The 22,762-nt window shown below is 66.4% G+C and carries 16 protein-coding genes; 10 read left to right on the top strand and 6 right to left on the bottom strand.

The genetic code is table 11. The features are described 5' to 3' along the window. Window positions 1-32: 32 nt before the first annotated feature. Both VFW04_13345 and VFW04_13340 read left to right on the top strand, forming a co-directional pair. The gene (locus tag VFW04_13345; GenBank protein ID HEX5180313.1) at window positions 33-407 is read left to right on the top strand and encodes a BlaI/MecI/CopY family transcriptional regulator; all 375 of its coding nucleotides are present in this window, start codon (window positions 33-35) and stop codon (window positions 405-407) included. Beyond that, a complete protein-coding gene (locus tag VFW04_13340; GenBank protein ID HEX5180312.1) occupies window positions 404-1,801 on the top strand; it encodes a M56 family metallopeptidase in 1,398 nt (465 codons plus the stop codon). The genes VFW04_13345 and VFW04_13340 overlap by 4 nt, the downstream gene beginning before the upstream one ends. Before the next feature lie 135 nt (window positions 1,802-1,936). On the opposite strand, the gene VFW04_13335 is transcribed toward VFW04_13340, so the two are convergent. After that, window positions 1,937-2,149, bottom strand: coding sequence for a hypothetical protein (locus VFW04_13335; protein ID HEX5180311.1), 213 nt, complete (start codon window positions 2,147-2,149; stop codon window positions 1,937-1,939). Between the two features lie 231 nt (window positions 2,150-2,380). On the opposite strand from VFW04_13335, the gene VFW04_13330 reads away from it, so the two are divergent. Then, window positions 2,381-3,031, top strand: coding sequence for a sigma-70 family RNA polymerase sigma factor (locus VFW04_13330; protein ID HEX5180310.1), 651 nt, complete (start codon window positions 2,381-2,383; stop codon window positions 3,029-3,031). 65 nt (window positions 3,032-3,096) lie between these two features. On the opposite strand, the gene VFW04_13325 is transcribed toward VFW04_13330, so the two are convergent. Next, the gene (locus VFW04_13325) at window positions 3,097-3,441 is read right to left on the bottom strand and encodes a hypothetical protein (protein HEX5180309.1); all 345 of its coding nucleotides are present in this window, start codon (window positions 3,439-3,441) and stop codon (window positions 3,097-3,099) included. A gap of 167 nt (window positions 3,442-3,608) precedes the next feature. Further along, on the bottom strand, window positions 3,609-4,001 hold the full coding sequence (locus tag VFW04_13320; GenBank protein HEX5180308.1) for a hypothetical protein: 393 nt from the start codon (window positions 3,999-4,001) through the stop codon (window positions 3,609-3,611). A gap of 287 nt (window positions 4,002-4,288) precedes the next feature. On the opposite strand from VFW04_13320, the gene VFW04_13315 reads away from it, so the two are divergent. The 6 genes from VFW04_13315 (at window position 4,289) to VFW04_13290 (ending at window position 15,506) form a co-directional block, all read left to right on the top strand. Further along, window positions 4,289-7,198 carry a M14 family zinc carboxypeptidase gene (locus VFW04_13315; GenBank protein HEX5180307.1) on the top strand — a complete coding sequence of 970 codons (2,910 nt, stop codon included), beginning with the start codon at window positions 4,289-4,291 and terminating at the stop codon, window positions 7,196-7,198. 152 nt (window positions 7,199-7,350) lie between these two features. Next, on the top strand, window positions 7,351-8,217 hold the full coding sequence (locus tag VFW04_13310) for a hypothetical protein (GenBank protein HEX5180306.1): 867 nt from the start codon (window positions 7,351-7,353) through the stop codon (window positions 8,215-8,217). Window positions 8,218-8,368: 151 nt separating this feature from the next. Further along, a complete protein-coding gene (locus VFW04_13305) occupies window positions 8,369-9,547 on the top strand; it encodes a Fic family protein (protein ID HEX5180305.1) in 1,179 nt (392 codons plus the stop codon). Between the two features lie 331 nt (window positions 9,548-9,878). Further along, entirely contained in the window at window positions 9,879-12,377 is a 2,499-nt protein-coding gene (locus VFW04_13300; protein HEX5180304.1) for a DUF5916 domain-containing protein, read from the top strand. Window positions 12,378-12,863: 486 nt separating this feature from the next. Continuing rightward, window positions 12,864-13,472, top strand: coding sequence for a hypothetical protein (locus VFW04_13295; GenBank protein HEX5180303.1), 609 nt, complete (start codon window positions 12,864-12,866; stop codon window positions 13,470-13,472). Window positions 13,473-13,559: 87 nt separating this feature from the next. Further along, window positions 13,560-15,506 carry a S9 family peptidase gene (locus tag VFW04_13290; GenBank protein ID HEX5180302.1) on the top strand — a complete coding sequence of 649 codons (1,947 nt, stop codon included), beginning with the start codon at window positions 13,560-13,562 and terminating at the stop codon, window positions 15,504-15,506. A 108-nt stretch (window positions 15,507-15,614) separates the two neighbouring features. Here the strand turns inward: VFW04_13290 and VFW04_13285 are convergent, their stop codons facing one another. Next, window positions 15,615-16,880 carry a hypothetical protein gene (locus VFW04_13285; GenBank protein HEX5180301.1) on the bottom strand — a complete coding sequence of 422 codons (1,266 nt, stop codon included), beginning with the start codon at window positions 16,878-16,880 and terminating at the stop codon, window positions 15,615-15,617. Between the two features lie 247 nt (window positions 16,881-17,127). Between VFW04_13285 and VFW04_13280 the strand changes: the two genes are divergently transcribed. Continuing rightward, window positions 17,128-17,883: a helix-turn-helix transcriptional regulator gene (locus VFW04_13280; protein HEX5180300.1), complete on the top strand. Its 756-nt coding sequence runs from the start codon at window positions 17,128-17,130 to the stop codon at window positions 17,881-17,883. A gap of 416 nt (window positions 17,884-18,299) precedes the next feature. Here VFW04_13280 and VFW04_13275 read toward each other — a convergent pair whose 3' ends face one another. Next, entirely contained in the window at window positions 18,300-21,248 is a 2,949-nt protein-coding gene (locus VFW04_13275; GenBank protein ID HEX5180299.1) for a BTAD domain-containing putative transcriptional regulator, read from the bottom strand. Between the two features lie 101 nt (window positions 21,249-21,349). Beyond that, window positions 21,350-22,690, bottom strand: coding sequence for a galactokinase family protein (locus tag VFW04_13270; GenBank protein HEX5180298.1), 1,341 nt, complete (start codon window positions 22,688-22,690; stop codon window positions 21,350-21,352). Between the last annotated feature and the right edge of the window lie 72 nt (window positions 22,691-22,762).

Here is a 22,762-nt window from a genome sequence, read left to right as displayed (position 1 = left end):
GACCATATCCTACGGAAACTTCCGTAGAGACCATGGACGAAATCTATTTTCCTCCCCGCGAGCTCCGCGTCATGGGCGTCCTCTGGCGAATGGGCTCCGCCACTGTCGCCGAGGTGCGCGAAGCGTTAGGCGAAGAGCTCGCCTACACCTCGGTCCTCTCGGCCCTCCAGACGCTCGAGGAAAAAGGCTACGTGCGGCACCAGGCGAAGGGACGAGCGTATCGCTACTCCCCGGCGGTGAAAGCCGAACGCGCCGGCGGCAGCGCGCTCGCCCGCATTCGCGACGCGATCTTCCAGGGCTCGGCCGAGCGGATGTTCGCCCAACTGGTGTCCGACCGCGAGCTGAGCCGCGAGGAGCTCGAGCGCATGCGGCGGCTCCTCGCCGAGCGGCTCAAGGAGAAGCCATGATCATCGCGACGCTCGTCTACGCGCTGGTGTTCGGATCGCTCGTCGCACTCGCGGCGGCCGCCGCCGACGTGGTCCTCCGGTTAGGCAATCGCGCGGCACGGGGCATCTGGCTCGCCGCGTTGGGGGTGACAGTGGTCGGCACGGCGTTGGCTCCGGCGCGCGCGGCGCACCGCCCGATGGTCGCCGTCGCCGGCGCGGCGTCGGCCGTGCCTGCGTCCCACTCGATGTCACTGCCCGACCGAATCGCGCGCTCGGTCGAGATCGTGCGCCAGGCGGGCACGTCGATCGTGAATGGCGCATTGGCGTGGATGCCGGGATCGCGCGCGGCCCGGCTCGACCGCTGGCTCGCGGCAGCGTGGATCGTCGCAAGTATCGCGGCGATTGCCATGCTGCTGGCCGTGCACCAGCACTTTCGCACGGCGCGCCGTGCATGGCCGGTGATCACCCTCGACGACACGCGCGTGCGGCTGGCGCCGCACACCGGACCGGCTGTGTTAGGCCTGGCCGCGCCCGAAATTGTCGTGCCTGCCTGGTTCGTGGCGCGCTCGCGCGCCGAGCAGCACGTGGCTTTGGATCACGAACGCGAACACGTGCGTACGCGCGACCCGCTGGTCCTGGCCGCCGGCTTTGGTGCGGCGGCACTCATGCCGTGGAATCCCGCGGTGTGGTGGATGCTGGCCCGCCTGCGCCTCGCCGTGGAGCTCGACTGCGACGCGCGGGTGCTCAGACGCGGCGTCACGGCCCGCTCCTATGGCGCGCTCCTCATCGATCTCGCCGGCCGCTCGGCGGCTGGCGCCGGCATTCCCGTCCTTGGCCTAACACTCACCCATCTGGAACGGAGGTTGATCGCCATGACGCCGCATCGCCGTCCTTTCTCATCTGCCCGCGGCAGCCTGCTCGCCGCGGCGGCCGTGGTTGCGTTGGTCGTCGCCTGCAACACTCCGGTGCCGACGGCGCCCGAGCGCGCGCAAGCCAGCCGGGCGAAGACGCTCGCGGCACCGCTGCCCGACACGCTCGTCCTTCGTCTCGACGGATTGATGAAGATGGCCGTCGCAACGGAGTCACTTCACGTGAACTTCCGTCCGGATCACATGAAGATCAAAAGCGACGCCGGCGACAGCGTTCGGTCGCGTGTCCATTACGTGATCACGAGCTTCCGCGCTGACGGGCAACAGGAGCAGCAGAAGCACTCCGTCGTCGAGCCGGACACTCCGAAGCTGTTCGACGGCCTGGTGGTGATCGACGGTATGATCTCGAACAACGAGTCACTCACTCAGCTGTCCCCGCAGCGAATCGACCGCATCGACGTGCTCAAGCACTCGGCCGCGCTGCACAGCTTTGCGGACCCGCGAGCCGCCAACGGTGTGATCATGGTGACGACGAAAAAGCCGTGACACGACCTGGTGGACGGCGCGCGGTGGGGCTCGGCGGTTTCGCCTAACGGCCCCCTGGCGCATCGCGTGGAGGTGGGTCGGGCCGCTCCGTGCAGAGGGCGGCCCGGCGTGCATCCGGAGCCCGCCGGTGCATCCTCAGCCTCGACTGGCGGAGCCGGAGCGCCGCCAGTCGGGCGCGTCGGGCGGGTCGAGGCAAGGCCGCATGTCGGCGCCGCCTAACGCAATGAGGTCGTAGAACGCGCGGTGGCGGCGGTCGGCGCGCAACCAGCGATCGAATCGCTCGCGGACCGCGGACGCGCAGTCGCGGTCGAAGTAGCGCAAGAGCAGCTCCCAGTCGATATCCAGCATCGGCGCCCCGAGCGAGGAGGTCGGTGACTTCTCTATTCAACTCGGCGCCCCGTGTTTCACCCCACACGTGGTGAATCGACGTCGGCTGTGGGGTCTGGCGGCTCGGGAGGTGTCGAGATGTGTGTGGGGGACCCGGCACTGCTCGGACGTCATCGGCTGATGCAATAAAACGATGACGCTCGTGCGCGAGGAATGATGTATTCTAGCGCACCTGAAACGGAGCACGTCGCCATGTCCGAAGTGGTCGCCATTTGGCCCGTCCCAGAATACCGCCTGCTCGACACCGAGACACTCGACGATGCCCTGGACCGTCCGCCCCTTCGCTGGCCGCTGACGATCAGAGAACGCGACACCGATGAGGATCGGGCAGCGTCCCGACGCCTGGGCGAGATTTTTCGTGCGCACTACTCGGAGCTGTATGCCCTCGTGCTACGCTATGTGCGCACGCGCGCGCTCGCGGAGGAGATCATTCAGGACGCGTTTCTGGCGGTATGGAAGCGCCGTCACGCATGGACGGCGACGATGGATCTCAAGGCGTACGTGTTCCAAACGGCGCACAATCGCGCGCTCAACCATCTGCGTCGTGATCGCGTGGAAATCGACTGGCAGCATTTGGTGGCCGCTCGCCGCGAGGAGTGGGGCATGAGTCAGTACGCGGTGAGCGCGCACGACGCCGTCGACGTGGACGAGATGGTGGAGCTCATGCAACGCGCGGTGCGCAGTCTCCCGGCTCGCGCGCAGCGAACCATCGTACTGCGCCTTCAATACCATTTGACCAACGCCGAGATCGCAGAGGTGATGGGGGTGAGTGTGAAGGCGGTGGAGCGGAATATCACGCGCGGGCTCAAAGCGTTGCGGGTGGCGTTCGGCAAGCCGGGTTAGTGGAGCGCGACCGGGTTTCTGGCGGCGCAATACACTCCCCGTTCCCCGCGCCGTCGATCAAAGGATCAGACGCGCGCGACCAGAAACCAGAGTACCACGAGCACCGCCACGCACAGAACTCCCGCGAGTACGCGCCTGGTCCAGGCTACTCGCGTCCGGTCTTTGTTTCCCTCCTCCGCCATGCGCTCTGCCAGGCGGCCCCACGCGTGCTCGATCTCGCCCTCGGTGAATGTGAGAGGCGGATCGGCTTCGTCGCCTGAATTCGCGAGCAAGCCGAGTAGACGATCGACGAAGAGTCGGCGCTCGGGGTGGGCGCCGATCCATGCCTCGAGCTCAGCCAGCTCTTCGGGCGTGCACTGTCCGATCGCGTAGCGTTCCAGTAGCGGAAACGGTACGTCTTCGAGCGCCAAGGTCCGTCTCCGTGCGTCGAGGGCTACCAATATATCGCGAGCGCCGAGTGGAGAACATCAAAGCGACGCGCAGCGTATCGAAGGAGTGCGTGTCGCGGGCGGTCGTGGCGAGACTGCTGGAAGTGCACCCTATCGTATGCTCGAATCTCAAGTACGCGCGACCTGCCTTACTGTCGTTGGAAGGTTGCTGTAACGCGTTGCCCGTTGCCGGTGAGTGCGCCGGTGAGAACGTCGGGCTCCAGCAGGCGCCCCGCCAGGTGGAGCGTGGTGCCGTTGTCTTCGGCGATGTCGAGAACGACCGAAGGGCCTGTCACGAATCCGTTGACGACCAGTGTCCCTCCGGCGGTCGCCTCGCCGAACCACCGTCCGCTTCCTTGCACGAGGCTGTCGGTCACCGCGAGCGTGAAGCTCGCGCCTGATCCGTGCGCAATCGTACTCTGGAGCCACGTCCCGACCAGCGCTTGCTCGATTACGACCGGGTCGGTAATGCCATTGTTGTCGCTCGAGCAGGCGGTGACGGCGAGCAGCGCGACCGTCAACATCAGACCATTTGGGCGCATGGGACCTGCCTCCTGGGCTACGCCTGTTCGTGGTGGATCCGTGGATCGTTGCCGAAGCTGCTCGAGCAATTGTGTCAGCGATTGACGTGCCGAGCCAGAGCAGGACGGTTGAGCGCTCATAACCTTGGTCAGCGACGTTTTCCTCGCGCGCGGGTTGGCGATCGATCGCCCGTAGCCAGCGGACTGAACGTCTCGCAGGCTATTCGCGTACTAGGAGCGGCGGTTGTCATTCGTCGCCCAAGCCGACGCGCTCGGCGGCTCGATCCCAACTCGAGAGGAAAATGAGGATGCCCGACATCACCCGGAAGGTCCGGCTGCTCTGCATGCTGGCTGCGACTGTGGCGCTCGTGCCGTCGGTGGCCCGCGCCCAGCAAGCTATCGACTCGGCGTACACGGCGCAGATCAAGCAGGATCTCGAGGATCCGCGTATCTCGACGGAGCTCGTCGATTATCTGCCCGCATCGGCGACGGTGCCGTCGCCGCTCAAGGTGTTGGGCCACATCATCGGCGCGCCGGGCATTCTCGACCGCAGCGCGGACATCTACAAGTACTTTGACGCGCTCGCCGGCGCGTCGCCGCGCGTGAAAGTGTGGCGCATCGGCAAGACCGAGGAAGGCCGGGACATGATTCTCGCGGCCGTGGCCGATGAGCAAACGATCAAGGAGCTGGACACGTACCGCGGCATGCTGGCTGCGTTAGGCGACCCGCGCAAGACCACGCCGGAAGAAGCGCAGCAGCTGATCCACACCGCCAAGCCCATCTACTACATCACGAGCGGCATCCATTCGCCGGAATTCGGCGGACCGGAGATGCTCATGGAACTCGCCTATCGGTTGGCTGTCGATTCATCGCAGTTCATCCGGAACATCCGCGACAAGGTGATCGTGTTGATCACGCCGGTGATCGAACCCGATGGACGCGACAAGGCGGTCGACACCTACTACTACAACAAGAAGCAGCCGAAAGGCGCCCCGCGGCTTCCGCTCATGTACTGGGGCCGGTACGTGCAGCACGACAACAACCGCGATGGCATGGGACAGTTCCTCCAACTCACCAAGCACACCACGCAGGCGGTGCTCGACTGGCATCCGACGATGCTGCACGATCTGCACGAAGCGCAGACGTATCTCTACGCATCTACCGGCACCGGTCCGTACAACGAGCAGATCGACCCGATCACGATCGACGAATGGTGGATGCTCGCCGAGAACGACGTGATGGAGATGACGAAGCGCGGGGTGCCGGGCGTGTGGACGTACGGCTTCTACGACGGCTGGACGCCTAACTATCTCTTTTTCATCGCCCACACCCACAACGAGCTGGGCCGCTTCTACGAGGTGCAGAGCTACGGGCCCGACAATTACGTCGTGAAACCGCGGGCGACGACCACGAGCCGCGAATGGTTCCGGCCCAACCCGCCGTTGGACAGCATCAATTGGGGGCCGCGCAACAACACCAACATTCAGGAATCGGCCATCCTGTTCGCGCTCTCCGACGTCGCGAAAAACAAGGAGACGTTCCTCGACAACTACTGGCGGAAGAACGTCCGCGCGGTCGACAAGGGGAAGACCGGTCCGGTGTATGGATGGGTGATCCCCGCCCAACAATATCGGAAAGCCAACGCCGCCGACGCGGTGAACGACCTTCGTGCGCAGGGACTCGAAGTGCACACCGCGAACGCCGCCTTCACGGCCGGCGGCGTCTCGGTGAAGCCGGGCGACTACATCATTCGCGGCGACCAGCCGTATCGCACCCTCGCCGACATGTACTTCGCGCTGCAACACTTCTCGCCCAAAAATCCCGCGCCGTACGATGACACGGGGTGGACCTTCCCGCTGATGCGCGATATCACCATCACGCCGATCGGCGACAAGCGTCTGCTCGATCATCCGATGACCATGCTGACGAAGGACGCCGTGGCGCCCGGCGGCGTGAGCGGCGCCGGCAGCGTCGTCGTGGTGGACAACACGGCGGACAACAACATTGCAGCATTCCGATTCAAGTTCGCGAAAACCAGGATGGATGCCGCCGAACAGGATTTCGACGCCGACGGCCATCACTTCCGCGCCGGCGCACTCATCATCCCGAACGCCAATCGCACGCAGCTCGAGGGCGAGCTGCAGCGGCTCGGCCTGTCGGCGTACGCGATGGCGTCTACGCCTAACGTAAAGACACACCCGCTGGACGTGCCGCGCATCGGATACGTCCACAGTTGGACGCGCACGCAGGACGAAGGGTGGGTGCGCGCCGCGCTCGATACCTACAGCATCCCGTATACGTACTTCGGCGACGTGAAGCTCCGTGATGGGAATCTGCGCCAGAAATACGATGTGATCATCATGCCGCACATCGGCGGCACGGTGCAGAGCATGGTGAACGGCATCCCGAAAACCGGCGCGACGCCTCTGCCCTACAGGAAGACGGCCGAGTTCCGGAGCTTCGGGACGCCGGATTCGTCGAGCGACATCCGCGGCGGTATGGGACTCGATGGTGTGAAGAACCTGTACGACTTCGTCCAGCAGGGCGGCACGCTGATCGTCGAAGGGTCGACATCGGAAATTTTTCCGAGCTACAATCTCGCGCCGGGCGTGACCATCGAGCAACCCGACAGCTTGTTCGCGCGCGGCAGCATCATGCGCGGCGAGATCACCGACCTGTCGAGCCCGATCGTGTACGGCTACGAGCGCGATCAGATCCCGGTGTACTTCAATCAGGGCCCGGTGATGCGCGTGGCGACGGGGCCGGGCGAATTCTTCGGCGGGTTCAATCGCGGGCCGGACGTTGGGCAGGACGTGACGCCGATGGCGACGCCGATGCCGTTGTCGCCGTGGCATCCCGATTCGGAGATCGACAGCGGCTCGCCGGCGCGCGGCCCCGGGCGCATGCGCGGCCGCGCCGCGCCTAACGTAAGTGCCGACACCGCGTCGCAGGGCCCGCGGGTCATCCTGCGCTTCCCGCGCCGTCCGGCTGACATGCTGCTCTCCGGCACGCTCAAGGGCGGCGAGGCGCTGTCGGATCGCGCGCAGGTCGTGGACGAATCGGTGGGCAAGGGACACATCGTGATGTTCGCGATCCGGCCCTTCTGGCGCTGGCAGACCCAGGGCACCTACATGCTCGGCTTCAACACGATCATGAACTGGGATCACCTCGACGCGGGCCGCGCTGCGTCGTCCGTGCCGCAGGTGGGACGCCGTTAGCACAAACGGAACGGCACTCTGACACTCTTCTGACTCGCAGCGGGGCGGGCGATGTGTTCGCATCGCCCGCCTAACCATTCGCCCCAATGCGATTGCCGGCTGCCGGTTCGCTCGCCATAGTGCCGCAACCAATCTCTTTCCTAGGCAACCGCATGCGAACCGTCCGCTACGCCGTCGTTCTCATTGCGTCGAGCATCGGCGCCGCCTGCGGGTCATCCGCCACCGCGCCCAAGGTCGTCAAGAACAAGGTGTGCCCGCCTGCCGTGCTGTCGGCGGGCGTTGTGGCCAACTCGCTCGACACGGCGAACGCCTGCGTGACACCGAACGTGCTGGCCGGAGTGCTGGACGCACAGCCGGAGAGCACGCTGGCCAGCGACTACACGCTTCACGTGCAGGGGTCGACTGGCGTCATCATCGCCATGGAAGGCCTCCCGCCTGCCGAGCTCGCGAGCCGGCTCGATCTGCTGGCGAGCGACAGCACACTGCTGGCGACATCACCGACGGGAGTGTTCGCGCCGGCGGTCCTCGCGTTCGTCAATGGGACGCCAGACTCGCTCGACGTGCGGGCGACCGTCGACGACTCCCTGCCCGCCGACACCGGCGCCTACTCACTCCGCGTGCAGACCTGCGCCGTTCCGTTAGCCCCGATCACCGGCGCCGTGTCGCACACGGATTCCATCCAGTCGTCCGACTGCGTGCTGCCGTCGGCGCCGTTCGTTGGTGACAGCTCGCACGCGCATCTCTACAGTATCCACATCGACAGCGGCTCGTCCCGGGCCATCACGGTGTCGTCTCCGGGTGCGGTGGCGATCGCCGGCGGCAGCCCGCACGATGACACGTTCGGCGCGCTTCCGTCCGATGCCTTCCTCCATCCTTCGGAGCCGCCCACCGGGCCGAGTGCGTACGCGTTCACGTTAGGCGGCGGGCCGGGCGGGTATTTCACCCTGATCATCTCGACGCCAAGCGACGAGCCGACGTCGTACACGCTGACGGTGGCGGACGAGCAATCCACGCCCTGAAGGCCGCGCGGCGTGCGGGATGGCTGAGTACGCCGGCAGCGGTGTACTGCATGTGAAAGGCTGCCTTTACTATGACGCAGAATTCGCGATATATTAAAGCCTTGCTTTAATAAGAGCGCGAATCATCTCCATGGTAAAGGCAGCCTGACGTATGGTTTCCTCGCAAAACGATCCTAGGCGAGCTGGACATTATCAGCTTCAGCCTTCCGGCGTCCGGGCGTTCATTCCGGCGCCGCTTCCGCCCGACCCACCGGTCCGCATCAGCGACAACCTCCAACAGGTCTTGTCGGATGCGGATCGCGCACTTGGCCGCCTCGATGGTTCGGTGCTTACGCTTCCGAACCCGGATCTGTTCGTGCTCATGTACGTGCGCAAGGAAGCTGTGCTCTCGAGTCAAATCGAGGGCACACAGAGCTCGCTTCAGGATCTGCTCGCCGCGGAATCGCATCTACTTTCACGATCCGAAAAGGGCGACGTCGGCGACGTCGTGAACTACGTTGCCGCGATGAACCATGGGCTCGCGCGCCTGCGCGAGCTGCCCGTGTCGGTTCGACTGATTCGCGAGATTCACGCGGAGCTGATGAAAAGTGCGCGGGGCGGCAATCTCGCGCCCGGAGAAATTCGGACGTCGCAGAACTGGATCGGCGCCCGCGGCGCGACGCCGGCTGAAGCAACGTTCGTCCCGCCGCCTCCTGGCGACGTGCCCCGTGCGTTAGGCGATCTCGAAACGTTTCTCAACGGACCCGCCGCGCTGCCCGCGTTGATCACTATCGGTCTCGCGCATGCCCAGTTCGAAACGATTCATCCCTTCCTCGATGGCAACGGACGCATCGGCCGTCTGCTCATCACATTTCTCCTGGTGCAGACCAACCTACTGCAGAAGCCCGTGCTGTACCTGTCGCACTACTTCAAGCGGCATCGCCGAGCGTACTATGAGCACCTGCAAGCCGTCCGGGACCACGAGGATTGGGAATCGTGGCTGGCCTTCTTCCTAACGGGCGTCGCCGAGGTGAGCGCCGACGCGGCGGAGACTGCGCGGCGCATCTTGCTCATGCGGGAAACGCATCGAAAGGCGGTGACCGAGCGCCTGGGGCGGGCGGCCGGCGCCGGGCACAAGGTGCTCGAGTCGCTCTACGATCGTCCAGTTCTTTCCGTCGACGGCATCCGGAAACTGACGGGGACGACGTACCCTGCCGCCAACGCGCTCGCCGCGCGACTGCAAGAGATTGGTGTGTTGACGGAGATCACCGGCCGGGCGCGGCACCGGCGGTTCCGATACGACGCGTACGTGAGCCTGTTCACCGACACGGCACCGGCGTCCGGTGCCTAACGACTCGTTGCGGAGCGGAAGTGCGGAAGCCCATTGTTAAACGAGAAGCCTTTGGATGTTCGGCACAAGTTTCACTTTTGCTATCCCCTCAAGCTGTTGCACCTGTTGTTGACGAACCCACGCCGACCGGCGCCCCTGCCACAGTGCCATGACCGGTTTGTCATCCGACAACGCAAGCGACCCACTGCATCAGCCTCCCGCATCGGAGTTCGCTTAAACGAAACGCCGAGTCGCGTTGTCCAAGCTCTGACTTCATTGGCGACGCGACGCGGTGGTTTCTTGTTTCACGCTTCTGATAGCGCTGCAGGGAGCACACCCGGCAGCTCAGGTTGTGCACGCGCCGAGCCCGGTTCGTCACGCCACGGCGACGTCGGTTGCGGCAACGCTGGCCACGACCGGGCCGGTCATCGATGGCCGCGACAACGACGCGGTGTGGGCCTCGGCGCCTGTCATCAATCAATTTCTCGAAGCGGAGCCGACAGAAGGCGCCCAACCGAAAGCACGAACGGAGGCGCGCGTCGCGTACGATGCGCACAACCTGTACGTGTTCGTGCGCGCGTACGATCCGCATCCCGACTCCATTGTGAGTCTCCTGTCGCGACGCGACGATCCCACCGCGTCCGACCACATCACCATTCTTCTTGACTCGTATCACGATCACCGCACCGGATTCGAGTTCTCCGTGAACCCTGCCGGCGTGAAGTCGGACTACGCGATCTACAACGACGGCACGGAAGACGTCGCCTGGGATGCGATCTGGGATGTCGCCACACGCATCGACTCGCTCGGCTGGACCGCCGAATATCGAATTCCGCTCTCGCAACTTCACTACTCGGTGCGCAAGGATGGCGTGTTCGGCATTCTCATCTGGCGCGTGATCCAGCGATACACCGAGACCATCACGTGGCCGCTCTATCGCATGTCGCGCACCGGGCTCGTGTCGCAGTTCGGCGAGCTCACCGGCCTGGACGGTCTTGCGCGACCGGGCGATCTGGAAGTGACGCCGTACCTGGTCACAAAGAACGTCCAGGGTCCGGCATCGTCTGGCTACGACCGCGATCAACAAGTGAGCGTGGGCGGTGATCTCAAGTATCAGCTCTCGTCTAACGTGCTGCTCAATGCGACGGCCAATCCGGATTTCGGCCAGGTCGATGCGGACCCATCGCAGCTCAACCTGTCCGGCTTCGAGACTTTTTTCGCCGAGCGGCGGCCGTTTTTCGTGGAAGGCAAGGGATTGTTCACGTTCAACGTGAACTGCGTGGTAGTGCTCGACTGCAACACCGGTGAAGGACTGTTCTACTCGCGTCGCATCGGTCGCGCCCCCGAGCTGGCGGGTCAATACGATGATTCGACGGCCGAGCAGGCCACGCGCATCCTCGGCGCGGCCAAGCTGACGGGCCGGTTTCCCGGCGGTTTCTCGTTAGGCGTGATGGACGCCGTCACCGATCGTGTCGGCGGCGCGAACGACGTGACGCTCGAGCCGCGGGCCAACTATGCGGTGGTCCGCGGGAACCAGGACTACGCGAGTGGGTTAGGCAGCGTCGGGGTCATCCTGACCGGGGTGAATCGCGGGATGGATCCCTCGAGCAGTCCGTATCTTCACTCGAGCGCGTACGCGGGCGGCATCGATGCGCGACGCCGCTTTCTGGGCGACTACGAGGTGTCCGGCTCGATCGACGCGAGCCGCGTCGGCGGCACCCCGGCGGCGATCGCGCTGACGCAGGAGGACCCGGTGCATCTGTATCAGCGCCCGGACGGTCCGCTCCATTTCGACTCGACGCGGACGTCGCTCTCGGGCACCAACGTCGAGGTGCGGGCCGCGAAGGTGGGCGGCAAGCTCCTGTCGTGGGAGACGGCGTATCAGCGCCGCTCGCCGGGCTTCGAGATCAACGACATGGGTTTCCTCCTGCAAGCCGATCAGCAGGAGTGGACGACGTGGGCGGCCCTGGCGTTCCGCACGCCTAACGCAGTGTGGCAGCAGTTCCGGTGGAACGTCAACTACTGGCAGTACTGGAGCGACGCCGGGCTGCCCACCGAGCGCGCGTTCAACACCAACATCCACACGCAGTTCAACGACCGGTGGTGGCTGCACATGGGCGGCACGCTCGGTCAGTTAGGCAGAACCTTCTGCGACCGGTGCGCGCGCGGCGGCCCGGCCATCCGGCAGGATTCCTATTTTGCGCCGTGGCTCAGCATCCAGGGCGACGACCGCGATGCGCTGGTGCCGTCCGTCTCGTTCAACTACTGGCGCGGCGACGGCGGCCGTTCGCACTGGTTCACCGTGTCGCCCGAGCTCGACATCAAGGTGTCGTCGCGCTTCTCGACGTCGGTGTACGGCGGCTACACGACCAATCGCAACGATACCCAGTACTTCGACACGTACACCGATTCGGCGGGCGCGCAGCACTATACGTTCGCGCATCTCGAGCAGCGCACGTTGAGCCTCACCTGGCGGCTGGACTACGCGTTCACGCCTAACGCGACGCTGCAGCTGTATGCGTCGCCGTTCGTGTCGAAGGGGACGTACACCAATGTGCGCGAGCTGGCCGACCCGCACGCGGTTGCCTACGCGGCGCGCTACCAGCCATACGGCGACACGACCGTCACCAACGACCCGGGCGGGTTCAACGTGCAGCAGTTCCGGTCCAATCTGGTCTTCCGTTGGGAATATCGCCGGGGCTCGACGCTCTTTCTCGTCTGGAGCCAGGGACGAGACGGCTCATTCCCCATCGAGGGAACCCAGACCGTCGGCGGCGACCTCCGCGAGCTGTTCGCCCAGCGGTCCAACGACATCTTCCTCATCAAGCTGTCGTACTGGTTCGCGCGCTGAACTGGTGAGAGTTCAGGTCGGGCCGGGGGCAGGTTGCCTTTCCACAGTGTCGTATATCTACGCTCATGAAGACGCGGACAAAGCAGGACACAACGGTCACGGCATGGATAAGACACAAAGTCGCTTTATCCGTGTCGTGTCCCTCGTGTCACGCTTTGTCCGCGTCTTTCTGCGTAGATGCCAGTTACCTGGGATTGCGAAGACGCTCGATGGCTCCTGAAAGCGTGTCCTTCAGCAAGCGCGCCGCCCCTCGCCTAACGGCAAAGGACGGCGCGGTGACCACGGTCAGCCCGAGACGGTCGCTCGGCTGACGCCGGGCACTAGCTCAGGCGATCACCGTGCGGCGACCGTTTGCCCAGCTCGGGCTGACGATGGTACTATGACTGCTAGACAAGGGATCACCTCCTGGTTCCAGGGTGAAACATCGGGCGGACACCGAACAAATAACCGAGCGCACGCCAGAACCCAAGAGGAGCCGGCCATCGCATGATGCTCGAAGCGGCTGGATCGCCGTTCAGCGACTGGGAGAACTTCTATGTGATCGTGGGCTCGTCCGCGGCCGCGCTCACCGGTCTGCAGTTCGTCGTCATCGCCCTCATCGCCGAATCGAGCGCAAAAACCGGGGGCCGAGCGATTGCCGCCTTCGGAACCCCGACCGTGGTGCATTTTTGCGCTGCGCTCCTCGCGTCGGCCATTGTGAGCGCGCCCTGGCGGAGCCTGGCGAACCCCGCGTTGTTCATCGGCGGACTCGGGGTGGCCGGGGTGGTGTACGCGCTCGTCGTCACCAAACGAGCGCGCGAGCAGACGGTCTATACACCGGTGCTCGAGGATTGGCTGTGGCACTCGATTCTCCCGTTCTGTGCGTATGGCGTGATGACCGTCGCCGCGTTCGTGCTGCGGCACGACCCGGAGCGGGCGCTGTTCCTCGTCGGCGCGGCTGTGCTGTTGCTGCTGTTCATCGGCATTCACAACGCCTGGGACACGGTCACGTTCGTCGCGCTCACTTACGGTCCGGGCAGCGCGGAGCCGGCGCCGGAGGCTTCGGCGGCGGGGACGGCGCCGGGGACCGACGGGTCCGCCGCGCCCCGGGCCTAACGGAATGATCCTCTGTTGAGAAGGAGAATTACGTTGTTCGGACACGACAGGATATGCGACTCGCGCTCCCCCGGCGCGGTAGCCGCGGTGCTCTGCTGTCTCGCAATCGGAGCGCTTGCTGCGCGCGCTTCAACTCAGACCGCGGCCGGGCCGCACGTCGCGCAGTTTTCGAGTGTCGCGATCGCGCCGGACGGCCGCCGCGCGGCGTGGATCGGCGCGGCATCGGCGGGCGGCGACGCGAAGAGCGTGATGCTCGCCGCGACGTCGGGCGCTGGTGCGCCGGCTCGCGTCCCGCTGGCCGTCGAGAACGGGGAGAGCCCCACGGAAGTCGTGTGGTCGGCCGACAGCCGGGAGCTGGGCGTCCTGGCGGCCGACGGCGGGACGCCGGCCATCTATGTCGTCAATGTTGCGTCGCGCATCGCGCGCCGGGTGGCCCGCGTGTCGGGATCCGTGCACGACATCCGATTCTCCCCCGATGGGTCGCGCATCGCGTTGCTCTACTCGTCGCCATCGGAGGAGGCCAACGGCCCAACGCAGGCGACACCGCGCGACACCGGCGTGATGGACACGCACATCGACCGCCAGCACCTGGCGCTCGTCGACGTCGGGACGGGCGCGCAGCGCATCGTGTCGCCGGCCGATCTGTACATTTACGAGTTCGACTGGTCGCCTAACGGCAGGGAGCTGGTGGTCAGCGCGGCCACGGGCTCGGGGAACAACAACTGGTGGGTGGCGCGGGTCGACGCCATCGATGCGGCGTCGGGCGCGGTGCGCCAGATCGCCAGACCGGCGGTGCAGATCGCGGAGCCGCGCTGGTCGCCCGATGGGTCGCAGATCGCGTTCATCGGCGGCGTGATGAGCGACCAGGGATCCACCGGCGGCGACCTGTACACCGTGCCGGCGGCCGGCGGCACGCCGCGAGACCTCACGCCTAACGCAACCGTGTCGGTCGCCGCGTTCCGGTGGCAGGGGCCGCACGCGATGCTGGCGACCATGTGGTCGCACGGCGGGTCCGAAATTGCGGCCGTCAATGCGGCCACCGGGGCAATCACGTCGCTCTGGCACGGCGACGAAACGATCACCACGCGCTCCGGGCGCGGACTGCCCGACGTGTCCGCGGCCGACACCGGGCGGGATGTCGCCCTCGTGCGCGAGTCCCTCGCCGCGCCGCCCGAGGTATGGGCCGGAGCCGTTGGGCACTGGACGCAGCTCACGCACGCCAACGCTGCTATCGCGCCGTCGTGGGGAAAGGCGGTGAGCGTCCATTGGCGCAGCGACCGGTTCAACGTGCAAGGCTTCCTCATCTACCCACGCGATTTTCGGAGCGGGTCGCGGTATCCGATGATCGTCCTGGTGCACGGCGGCCCCGCTGCGGCGGTGGCGTCGACGTTTCTCTCCGACCAGTCGCAGCAGGCCGCGCTGTCGCGCGCCGGGTATTTCGTGTTCATGCCGAACCCGCGGGGCAGCTTCGGCCAGGGCGAAGCATTCACGCGCGCCAACGTCAAGGACTTCGGGCACGGCGACCTGCGCGACATCATGGCCGGCGTCGACTCCGTCATCGCCCGGTATCCGGTCGACCCGCAGCGCCTTGGCCTAACGGGCTGGAGCTACGGCGGCTACATGACGATGTGGGCCGTGACGCAGACGCAGCGATTCCGCGCGGCCGTGGCCGGCGCGGGCATCTCGGACTGGCTGAGCTACACCGGCGAGAACGGGATCAGTGAATGGATGGTGCCGTACTTCGGCGCCACCGTGTACGAGAGCCCGGCGGTGTACGCGCGCAGCTCGCCGATGAACTACATCGCGCACGCGCGAACGCCGATGCTGATCGTCGTGGGCGAGCGGGATGCGGAGTGCCCTGCTCCGCAATCGTTCGAGTACTGGCGCGGACTCCAGCACGAGGGCGTGAAAACGCAGTTGGTGGTCTATCCGGACGAAGGCCATCACTTCGCCAACCCGGCGCACCAGTCGGATGTCTTGCGGCGTTCGATCGCGTGGTTCGATTCGTACCTCAAGCCGCGTCCGCCGGGCTGACCCGTCCGCGTGGCGCGTTCCGGCCGCTGCGCCGTCTCGCCATTGTTCGGCTGCGTTAGAACAGAACCCGTTGTCGACAGGCCAGCGATGACTCGACCGACGCGCCCGCTAGGAGCCCGGGCGCCGACGGCCGGGCGGGACGGTGATCACCGCATCGCCATACGCGTCCCGGAGATGCCCGAACTCGGCAAAGTCTCTGATCAGCGCGAAATATCCGGGCGCGTACCGCGTCGAAACCCGCGTGCCATCCGCTTTCGTGTCGAACAAGGTCATGCCGTGCTCGGCCTTCGGATAATAGGCGAGTGTGAACGGCCTGCCTAACGCAATCAACCCCTTGATGCGCTCGCTCGTCACCGCGCTCGGCGCTTCGTAGTCTTCGCCGCCAAGAATCCAGAGCTGCGGCGTGGTGTCCGCGCGCAGCGTCGGCATCGGGTCGTAGTGGAAGGGCACGTGCCAATCGTATTGCGGCGCCATCGCCCGGAGCTCGGCGTCTGAGTGTGGAAGAAAGAAGAATGCCCAGTCTCCGTGCACGTCCTTGTACCATGGTGCCGTTCGGTATTTCGCCCGCAGCGCATCCAGCCGGCGGAAGCCGCGCGTGAACCCGCTCGCAAACACGTTCTCGACGGCGCCGGCGACCTGGAGCGCGTGCGCGATCACCTGCGGCGAATAGCCCTTCTCTCGCATCTGGAGTTCGACGGCCTCCTGATCTTCGTCGATCACGTTGACGGCGAGGCCATAGCAGACGATGACGAAGTCCACGCCCGTGCGGTCCGCGGCGAGCGGCGCGACCCAGCCGGCTTGGCTCCCACCTTGAAACCCGATCCGGCCTAACCGGCCCCCGGTCAGTCGCCGCGTTTCCGCCACGGCCGCCACCGCGTCGTCGGCCAACAGGCTGTAACCCTGGGTGTACCGTCCGCCGGACTCGCCCGTCCCGCGCTTGTCGTAGACGAACGTACCGATGCCTTCGGCGGGCAGCATGCGTTGGAGAAAAAAGCTGACGAGGGCCGGGTCGGTGTCCGCACCGTGCACCTGCACAACGACAGGTACTCTTCCCTCACCTTTCGGCATCACGAGCCGCCCGCGCAGTGGGATGCCGTGGCTCACGAACGTGACGTTCGTGACGTCGAACGGGATGCGCTTGCCGGCAACACCGCTGAAATCGATACGATCGTCGGAACACGAGGAAAAGCTGACCGTTATCCCGTCCGGTCGATCCGTCCAACCGGCGGTGCTCTTCCATACACCGCCCGGCGTCGCTCGCAACGCTCCAGTCGATCCATCAAGACGGCGCCAGCGCAATGCGCCCGGATCGTCTGGTGCAATGTCGATGGTGCTTCCGTCGGCGAGTCGATAGCTGCCGATGTGACACTCCATGGGCTCGCCGGCACGAACGACGGACGGCGCCGTAGTGAGTGCTGCCAGCAGGCACAGGCAGCACGCACGACGTATCAACACGTCGATGGCAGCGTGCGCTCGATGCGGCATGCGATTTTCCCCTCCTCTCAGTTGACGCCTGACGTACGGCACGCGAACCGGTTACCGCCGCCGTGGCGCCACGGTATGAAGGGAGCGACCGTATGTATTGGATGGTTTCAAGGCAATGTCACGGAGGCGGGAACCGATGCATCTCGAGTACGGTGGGGCCTGCATGAAGCGGACGATCGACCGCAGTACGACGGTGGTGCCGGCCCACGCCCATGACCGACCGTTGCTGTCGCTCTTCGTGATGGGCTCCTACTTGAGTCGAACCGAGCTCGGCGAGCGATTTGTCTCGGGGCTGTCCGCGGTGCTGTACGCAGCCGGGGCCGCGCATGAGAACGTGATCGAGGCCGATGGATTCGAGCAGATCGAGATCGAGTTCGACCCCGCCTGGCTCGACCTGCCGGTTCCGACCGCGCCTGTCGCGCGCTGGTTAGGCGGACCCGTCGGCGCCACGGCCGCCGCCCTTGCCAGGGCGTGCAGCGCCGACAGGACCGAGGAGCGCCTGCGCTCGGCCGTGCGCGCATTCCTGTCGGATGCGATGCGCGCGCCGCCGGTTCGGCAGCCTGCCTGGCTCGATGACGTCACCCGACACCTCAAGGAAGACGCCGGCGTGACGGCGCCGGAGCTCGCGCGCCGCGCGCGGTTGCATCCGTCCTGGTTAGGCGCCGCCTACAGGCACGCCACGGGAGAAGGGCTGCGCGAGACCGCCGCGCGATTCCGCCTCGAGCGCGCAGCTCGCCTGTTGCGTGAAACCGACCTCCCCCACGCCGCGATCGCCCTCGAGGCGGGCTTCTTCGATCAGAGCCACATGATCCGCACGTTCCGAAAGACGCTCGGACGCTTGCCGTCGGCGGTGCGGGCGGACCGGGCGCACGTCAGGTCACGAGTTACATGAGCTTCCGCGCGAATACGTGATTCCCGCGGTCCCGGTTCGAAGATCGGGACCGGCCCGAGCCTGTCGGGATGCGCGTTGGCCAAGGCCAGATCGAACGACGCGAGCGAAAACGGCGACACGCCGTAGCCGCCGTCGGTTGCGGCACCACGAAAGACGTCGGTCGCGTTGTCGAGCGGTTCACCGCGCACGAGCCGCTTGACGATGAACGGATATCCGGATGACGTGAGGTCGCCGGCTTTCCATTCGCGAGCGACGAGCAGCGTGTCCTCGCCCTCCCAGGCGAACGTTTGCTTGCCGCGCGGCAGGACGAACCCGCCGTCGACCTAACGCAAGATCGAACTCCCGCACGGTCGTCGCGTCTTCGCCGCCATCGGAAGGGAGGATCATGCACCGCCGGTCGGCATCCGACCATGCGCCTAACGGAGCGCGCGCAGCCGCCGTGTGATGGCGTCCACCTGCGGACGCAACTCCGGATCCGCGTTGTGCCACGCGGCAAGCGCCCATCGATAGTGTGCGATGGCGCTGTCCGCCTGGCCGGCGCGATCGAACGCGACACCGATCGTCGCATGCAGTTGCGCGAACGTCAGGTAATAGCTCGACGCTTCGACCGGGCCGTGCAGCGGCCCTTCGAGGATCGGGATCGCATCGCGCGGACGGTTCTCGGCGACGAGCGTCTTCCCGAGCTCGAGGTTGATGCGGCTGTAGTCTTCGTTGCGCGACACGAGGGCCATCCGGTACTCGGCTTCGGCCTTGCCTAACTGCCCGCGCGCGGACCAGAGCAGGCCACGCACATAGTGGACGAGCGAGCGGTCGCGAAAAAAGGCGCTCCGCGGACCCCACACTTCGACGCTGTCCGCGATCGCCGTTAGGCGCGTCGTGTCGCCCGCTGCCGCCAGCGCGGTCGCCTCCTGCGTCGTCATCCAAATGCGATGCCGCGCCACCAGGCCCGGCGCCTCGCGCGGAAAGTCCGGCGATGAACGCCACGGATAGTTGGCGATGGAGTCGAACAGCAGCGCTGCCTCCCGATATCGCCCGGCTTCGAACAGCACCTGCGCGGCAGCAAGCGAAGCAAGCGGTTGTGGCGTGGTCAACCCCGGCGGCTCGTCATTCATGACGCGCGCCATTTCACGCGCGGCCCCGAGTGCCTCGTGCAGCCTGCCCTGGTTGCGCAAGCTCATGACCGACCACCAGAGCGCGTCATCGCGCACGGCGTGGTTCCCGTACTGCGCGCGGCCGGACAGCATCTGATCGGCGGCGGCGAATCGCCCGGCGCGCAAGGCCAGCACCACGCGCGGCACCACGTAATTGAATCCGTTCCCCGCGTATCGTTCGGCGACGCGTTCAGCGGCCAGGGCGCTGTCGTACTCTTCCTCACGCGCAAACTCGTCCGACAGCGCCCACCAGGCGCCGGATGCCCGTGGCTGCATTCTGGTCCAGAGACGCGCGGTCCTTTCGGCTGCCCGCATCGAATCCATGGCGTTGTACGAGCCGATCACGGTGCTCAGCGCTTCACACGCGCGGCACCACGGGCCCTGACCGCTGAGACTGAGCGAGTCGAGCCTAACGGCGCGCCACAGATGCGGGATCGCATCGGCAAATTTCCCCGTCCACGCAGCCGCGCGGCCGACAGCCAGCTCCGCGCCGGGCTCGGTGGGATAGCGCGTGGCGAGCGATTCGGCGACCGCCAGCTGCGCGGGATCGTTCGTCTGGAACGCCCACGCGGATCGAATGATGAGTCGCTCGCGATCCGATGCGCGATCTGCCAACCGCAGCGCACGCAGCAGGTCGCGTCGGGCCGCGAGTCCGCTATCCGCCTCTGACAGCCCCGCGTAGTACGCCGCCATCGCGAACGTCGAATCCTGCCTCAGCGCGGCGTGAAACAGTTGGGCGGCCGACGACAGGTCGGTCTGGTAGTAGCGGCGGAGCCCTTCCTCGTACAGGCTTCTGGCGGCGAGCGACGTGGTCGTGACATCGCCTAACGGTTGGGCGGGCGCGCTGAGCTCGAACTCCGCAGCCACGTCGGCTGTCGCGCGGTCGGCAAGCTCCGAAATCGATCGGCCGCTGAACGAGCGGGCCGGCGCCGACATACCGCTCGCCAAATCCACACGGCGAACGTCGAGCCGCAGCGGATGCGCGGAGTCGGGTCCCTGCGAGAGCACGGCCTCGATCAGATCCTCTGCTCCCGCGTGTCGTGCAGCGTCGGAGATCGCCGACGGTGTCGCGGCGCGCGCGCCGAGTTGGCTCAGGACGTCATAGAGTCTCGCGTGGCTCACGACGTGGAGTCCCGGCACGCGCGCCAGATCGGTGGCGAGCAGCTCGGCGAACGTGCGCACCGTCGAGCCGGTATCGGCGCCGCTCGGGTCCTGGATCCATCCAACGGCGACGACCGGCGGCGGCCGGTGCGCAGCGTGCGCCTGGAGGAGCAGCGTCGTGGCGATGAGCGTTACGGCAGCGCCGGCGCCCGCGGTGAATGATGAGCGGCGAATGCCGAACCATCGCCGCACAGGCCGGGAGGCCCGGGCCGCGGCCGGGGCCGCGAGCGCCTCATTCCCGTTAGGCTGCGTCGCGCCGGCGCCGGCGCCGTGATCATGCGGCGTCCCACCCGGCAGCGCCGGCGCAGTGGCGGCCGGGGCGATCGCCGCCGAGCGGCATCTGATCGCGTCGACCAAGGCCTGCGTTTCCGCCGACGGCTCGACATCCAACTCGGCGTCGAGTCGTTGCGCAAATTCGGCGTATGCTCGCACGGCGCCCGCGCGGTCGCCCTGCCGATCGTACAGCGCGACCAGTCGCTGCAGCGATCGCTCTTCGGTGGGCGCGACGCGCACGGCGAACCTCGCCCAACGGACGGCCTCGGCTCCATTCCCCGACCGCTCGGCGGAGTCGGCGAGCAACCATGCCGCATCGATCGTGCGTCGCTCGAGCTGGGCGCGTGTCGCGTCGAGCCATTGCTCGAATTCCGGCGAGGCGTCCGCAATGAAGAATCCGTCGAGAAAGCTGCCGCGATAGAGCGCGAGCGCTTCATCGAGGCGGCCGCTGTCGAGATGGTCGATGAAGGCGCGCACGTCGGACTGCAGCACGCCGGAATCGAGGCCGATTTCGTCGGCGCCGCGGTTGACGAGCACCTGCGCGCCCAACGAACGGCGCAGGAAATAGATCGATTGCCGGAGCGCCTGGCGCGCCTGAGCCTGGCTGAGCTCCGGCCAGAAGAGCGCGAACAGCCGATCTCGCCGCTGCGGTCCATGCGCGGACTCGACGGCGAGATACGCGAGCACGGCCAGCCTCTTGGGTTGGGCGAGGACCGGCCGAAACTCGCGGCCGTCCGAAGCGCGTAGCGCAACTGCACCCAACATGTCGAGTTGAATCATGAGGCTCCCGGCCGTGAGCCTCTACATTGTGCGCGCCGGGTCCAACGGACAAGGAGAGGCGGCCTTTTCGCACAGCGATTTGACACGGTGATTGGAGCGTTTCATGCGAGCCGCGCCGCTGCCGCGCCGGCGCCGGTCGTAAAGAATTCGGACCTCGGGGCCGCCTCGGGGAACTCGGTGCGGTAGGCGACGGCCCAACGATCCCTGAATTCACTGGCCAAGTCGCGGTTGACGAGCGCCCACACGCTCCCACCGAAACCGGCACCGAAGGCCGATGCGGCATATGCCCCCAGTGCGAGCGCGTGCCGTACGAGGGCGACGGTCTCGGGGATCTGGTTGTGGAGCGCCTGCTCGGCGCCCTGCTGGGAGCGGGCGACCTGCGCGCCGAACGCGGCGAGATCGCCGCGGGCGAGCGCGTCGCCGGCGGCTGGAATGATATCGTTGGTTTCGGTGTCGAACTGCTCGACGCGCTCGATGAGCGATGCCGGCGGGTACTCGTGGTCGTGCTCGCTGCCTAACGTAGACAACACGCGCTCGCGGGCGTCGGGGGCCGAGGCGAGCGCGGCGCCCATCGACGCGTCGGCGCGACCGGTGGCGCGGCGCCAGCAGGCGAGTGCAACCTGCAGGCGGCGCGAGACGTCGTTGTACCGCTCGAGTGCCGCGCCCGTTTTCTCCGCCTGCACGCCGCTCGAGGCGACGACAAATATGGCGTCGCGGGGCATGGGAATCGCGCGCTCGAACGTGACCGGGCAGAACCGATACTGCACGAGCGCGTCGCGGCGTGCGGCAAGAATGGCGGTGTGGTCTTCGCTGCCGCCGAAGGTGCCGACGCCTTGATCGCCGCGCAGCGCGGCGAAGTCGAGTCCGTTCTCGACCGCGCCCAGGTAGCCGGCGAGATCATCGGCGCCGCGGATGGCGTCGCGGTAGGCCGGCCGCGCCTCGAGATCGTTCGCTGCGCCTAACGCAAGGAACGTCATGACGACGAGCGCGCTCGAGCTGCTCACGCCGGCGGCGTGTGGAATGTCGCTCCAGAAGACGATGTCGGCGCCGCGCAGCGGGCCGCCGAAATTCGCGGCGATGCGGCGCGCGACGGTGATCGGATAATTCGACCACGTGCCGGGCGCTGCCGGGATGTCGGCCGAGACGTCGAACTCGGCGACGAGGTTCTGCTTGGCATCACGGATGCGCACGCGTGGCGCGTTAGGCGGATCGGCATCGCGGATGCGGGCCACCGCCGAAATTCCGCGCTCGACGGCGCAGAGCAGGCTTCGTCCCCCGCCGTAGTCCGTGTGCTTGCCCAACACCTCGATGCGGCCGGGCACCCAGAACGCCATGGGGGCGCCGTGCCCGGTCGGCGCGCCGAGCCCCGCCAAATCGCGTTCGAGTCGCCGGAACGTCGCATCCGAGCGAGCACCGTCATCGAGGCGAGTCGATGTCTGCATTGTTGCCTAACGAGTGAGTCGAATCGTGGCAGTCCCACGGCACGCAGCAGACGCTGACTTGTCCGCTGGCCG

This window comes from Gemmatimonadaceae bacterium, from assembly GCA_036273715.1.
GTDB lineage: Bacteria > Gemmatimonadota > Gemmatimonadetes > Gemmatimonadales > Gemmatimonadaceae > JADGGM01.
This window is presented reverse-complemented; position numbering and strand designations above follow the sequence as displayed.

Coding starts and splice junctions, on each gene's coding strand:
- VFW04_13345 (HEX5180313.1), top strand. CDS start 33: ATGGACGAAATCTATTTTCCTCCCCGCGAGCTCCGCGTCATGGGCGTC.
- VFW04_13340 (HEX5180312.1), top strand. CDS start 404: ATGATCATCGCGACGCTCGTCTACGCGCTGGTGTTCGGATCGCTCGTC.
- VFW04_13335 (HEX5180311.1), bottom strand. CDS start 2,149: ATGCTGGATATCGACTGGGAGCTGCTCTTGCGCTACTTCGACCGCGAC.
- VFW04_13330 (HEX5180310.1), top strand. CDS start 2,381: ATGTCCGAAGTGGTCGCCATTTGGCCCGTCCCAGAATACCGCCTGCTC.
- VFW04_13320 (HEX5180308.1), bottom strand. CDS start 4,001: ATGCGCCCAAATGGTCTGATGTTGACGGTCGCGCTGCTCGCCGTCACC.
- VFW04_13315 (HEX5180307.1), top strand. CDS start 4,289: ATGCCCGACATCACCCGGAAGGTCCGGCTGCTCTGCATGCTGGCTGCG.
- VFW04_13310 (HEX5180306.1), top strand. CDS start 7,351: ATGCGAACCGTCCGCTACGCCGTCGTTCTCATTGCGTCGAGCATCGGC.
- VFW04_13305 (HEX5180305.1), top strand. CDS start 8,369: ATGGTTTCCTCGCAAAACGATCCTAGGCGAGCTGGACATTATCAGCTT.
- VFW04_13295 (HEX5180303.1), top strand. CDS start 12,864: ATGATGCTCGAAGCGGCTGGATCGCCGTTCAGCGACTGGGAGAACTTC.
- VFW04_13285 (HEX5180301.1), bottom strand. CDS start 16,880: ATGGAGTGTCACATCGGCAGCTATCGACTCGCCGACGGAAGCACCATC.
- VFW04_13280 (HEX5180300.1), top strand. CDS start 17,128: ATGCATCTCGAGTACGGTGGGGCCTGCATGAAGCGGACGATCGACCGC.
- VFW04_13275 (HEX5180299.1), bottom strand. CDS start 21,248: ATGATTCAACTCGACATGTTGGGTGCAGTTGCGCTACGCGCTTCGGAC.
- VFW04_13270 (HEX5180298.1), bottom strand. CDS start 22,690: ATGCAGACATCGACTCGCCTCGATGACGGTGCTCGCTCGGATGCGACG.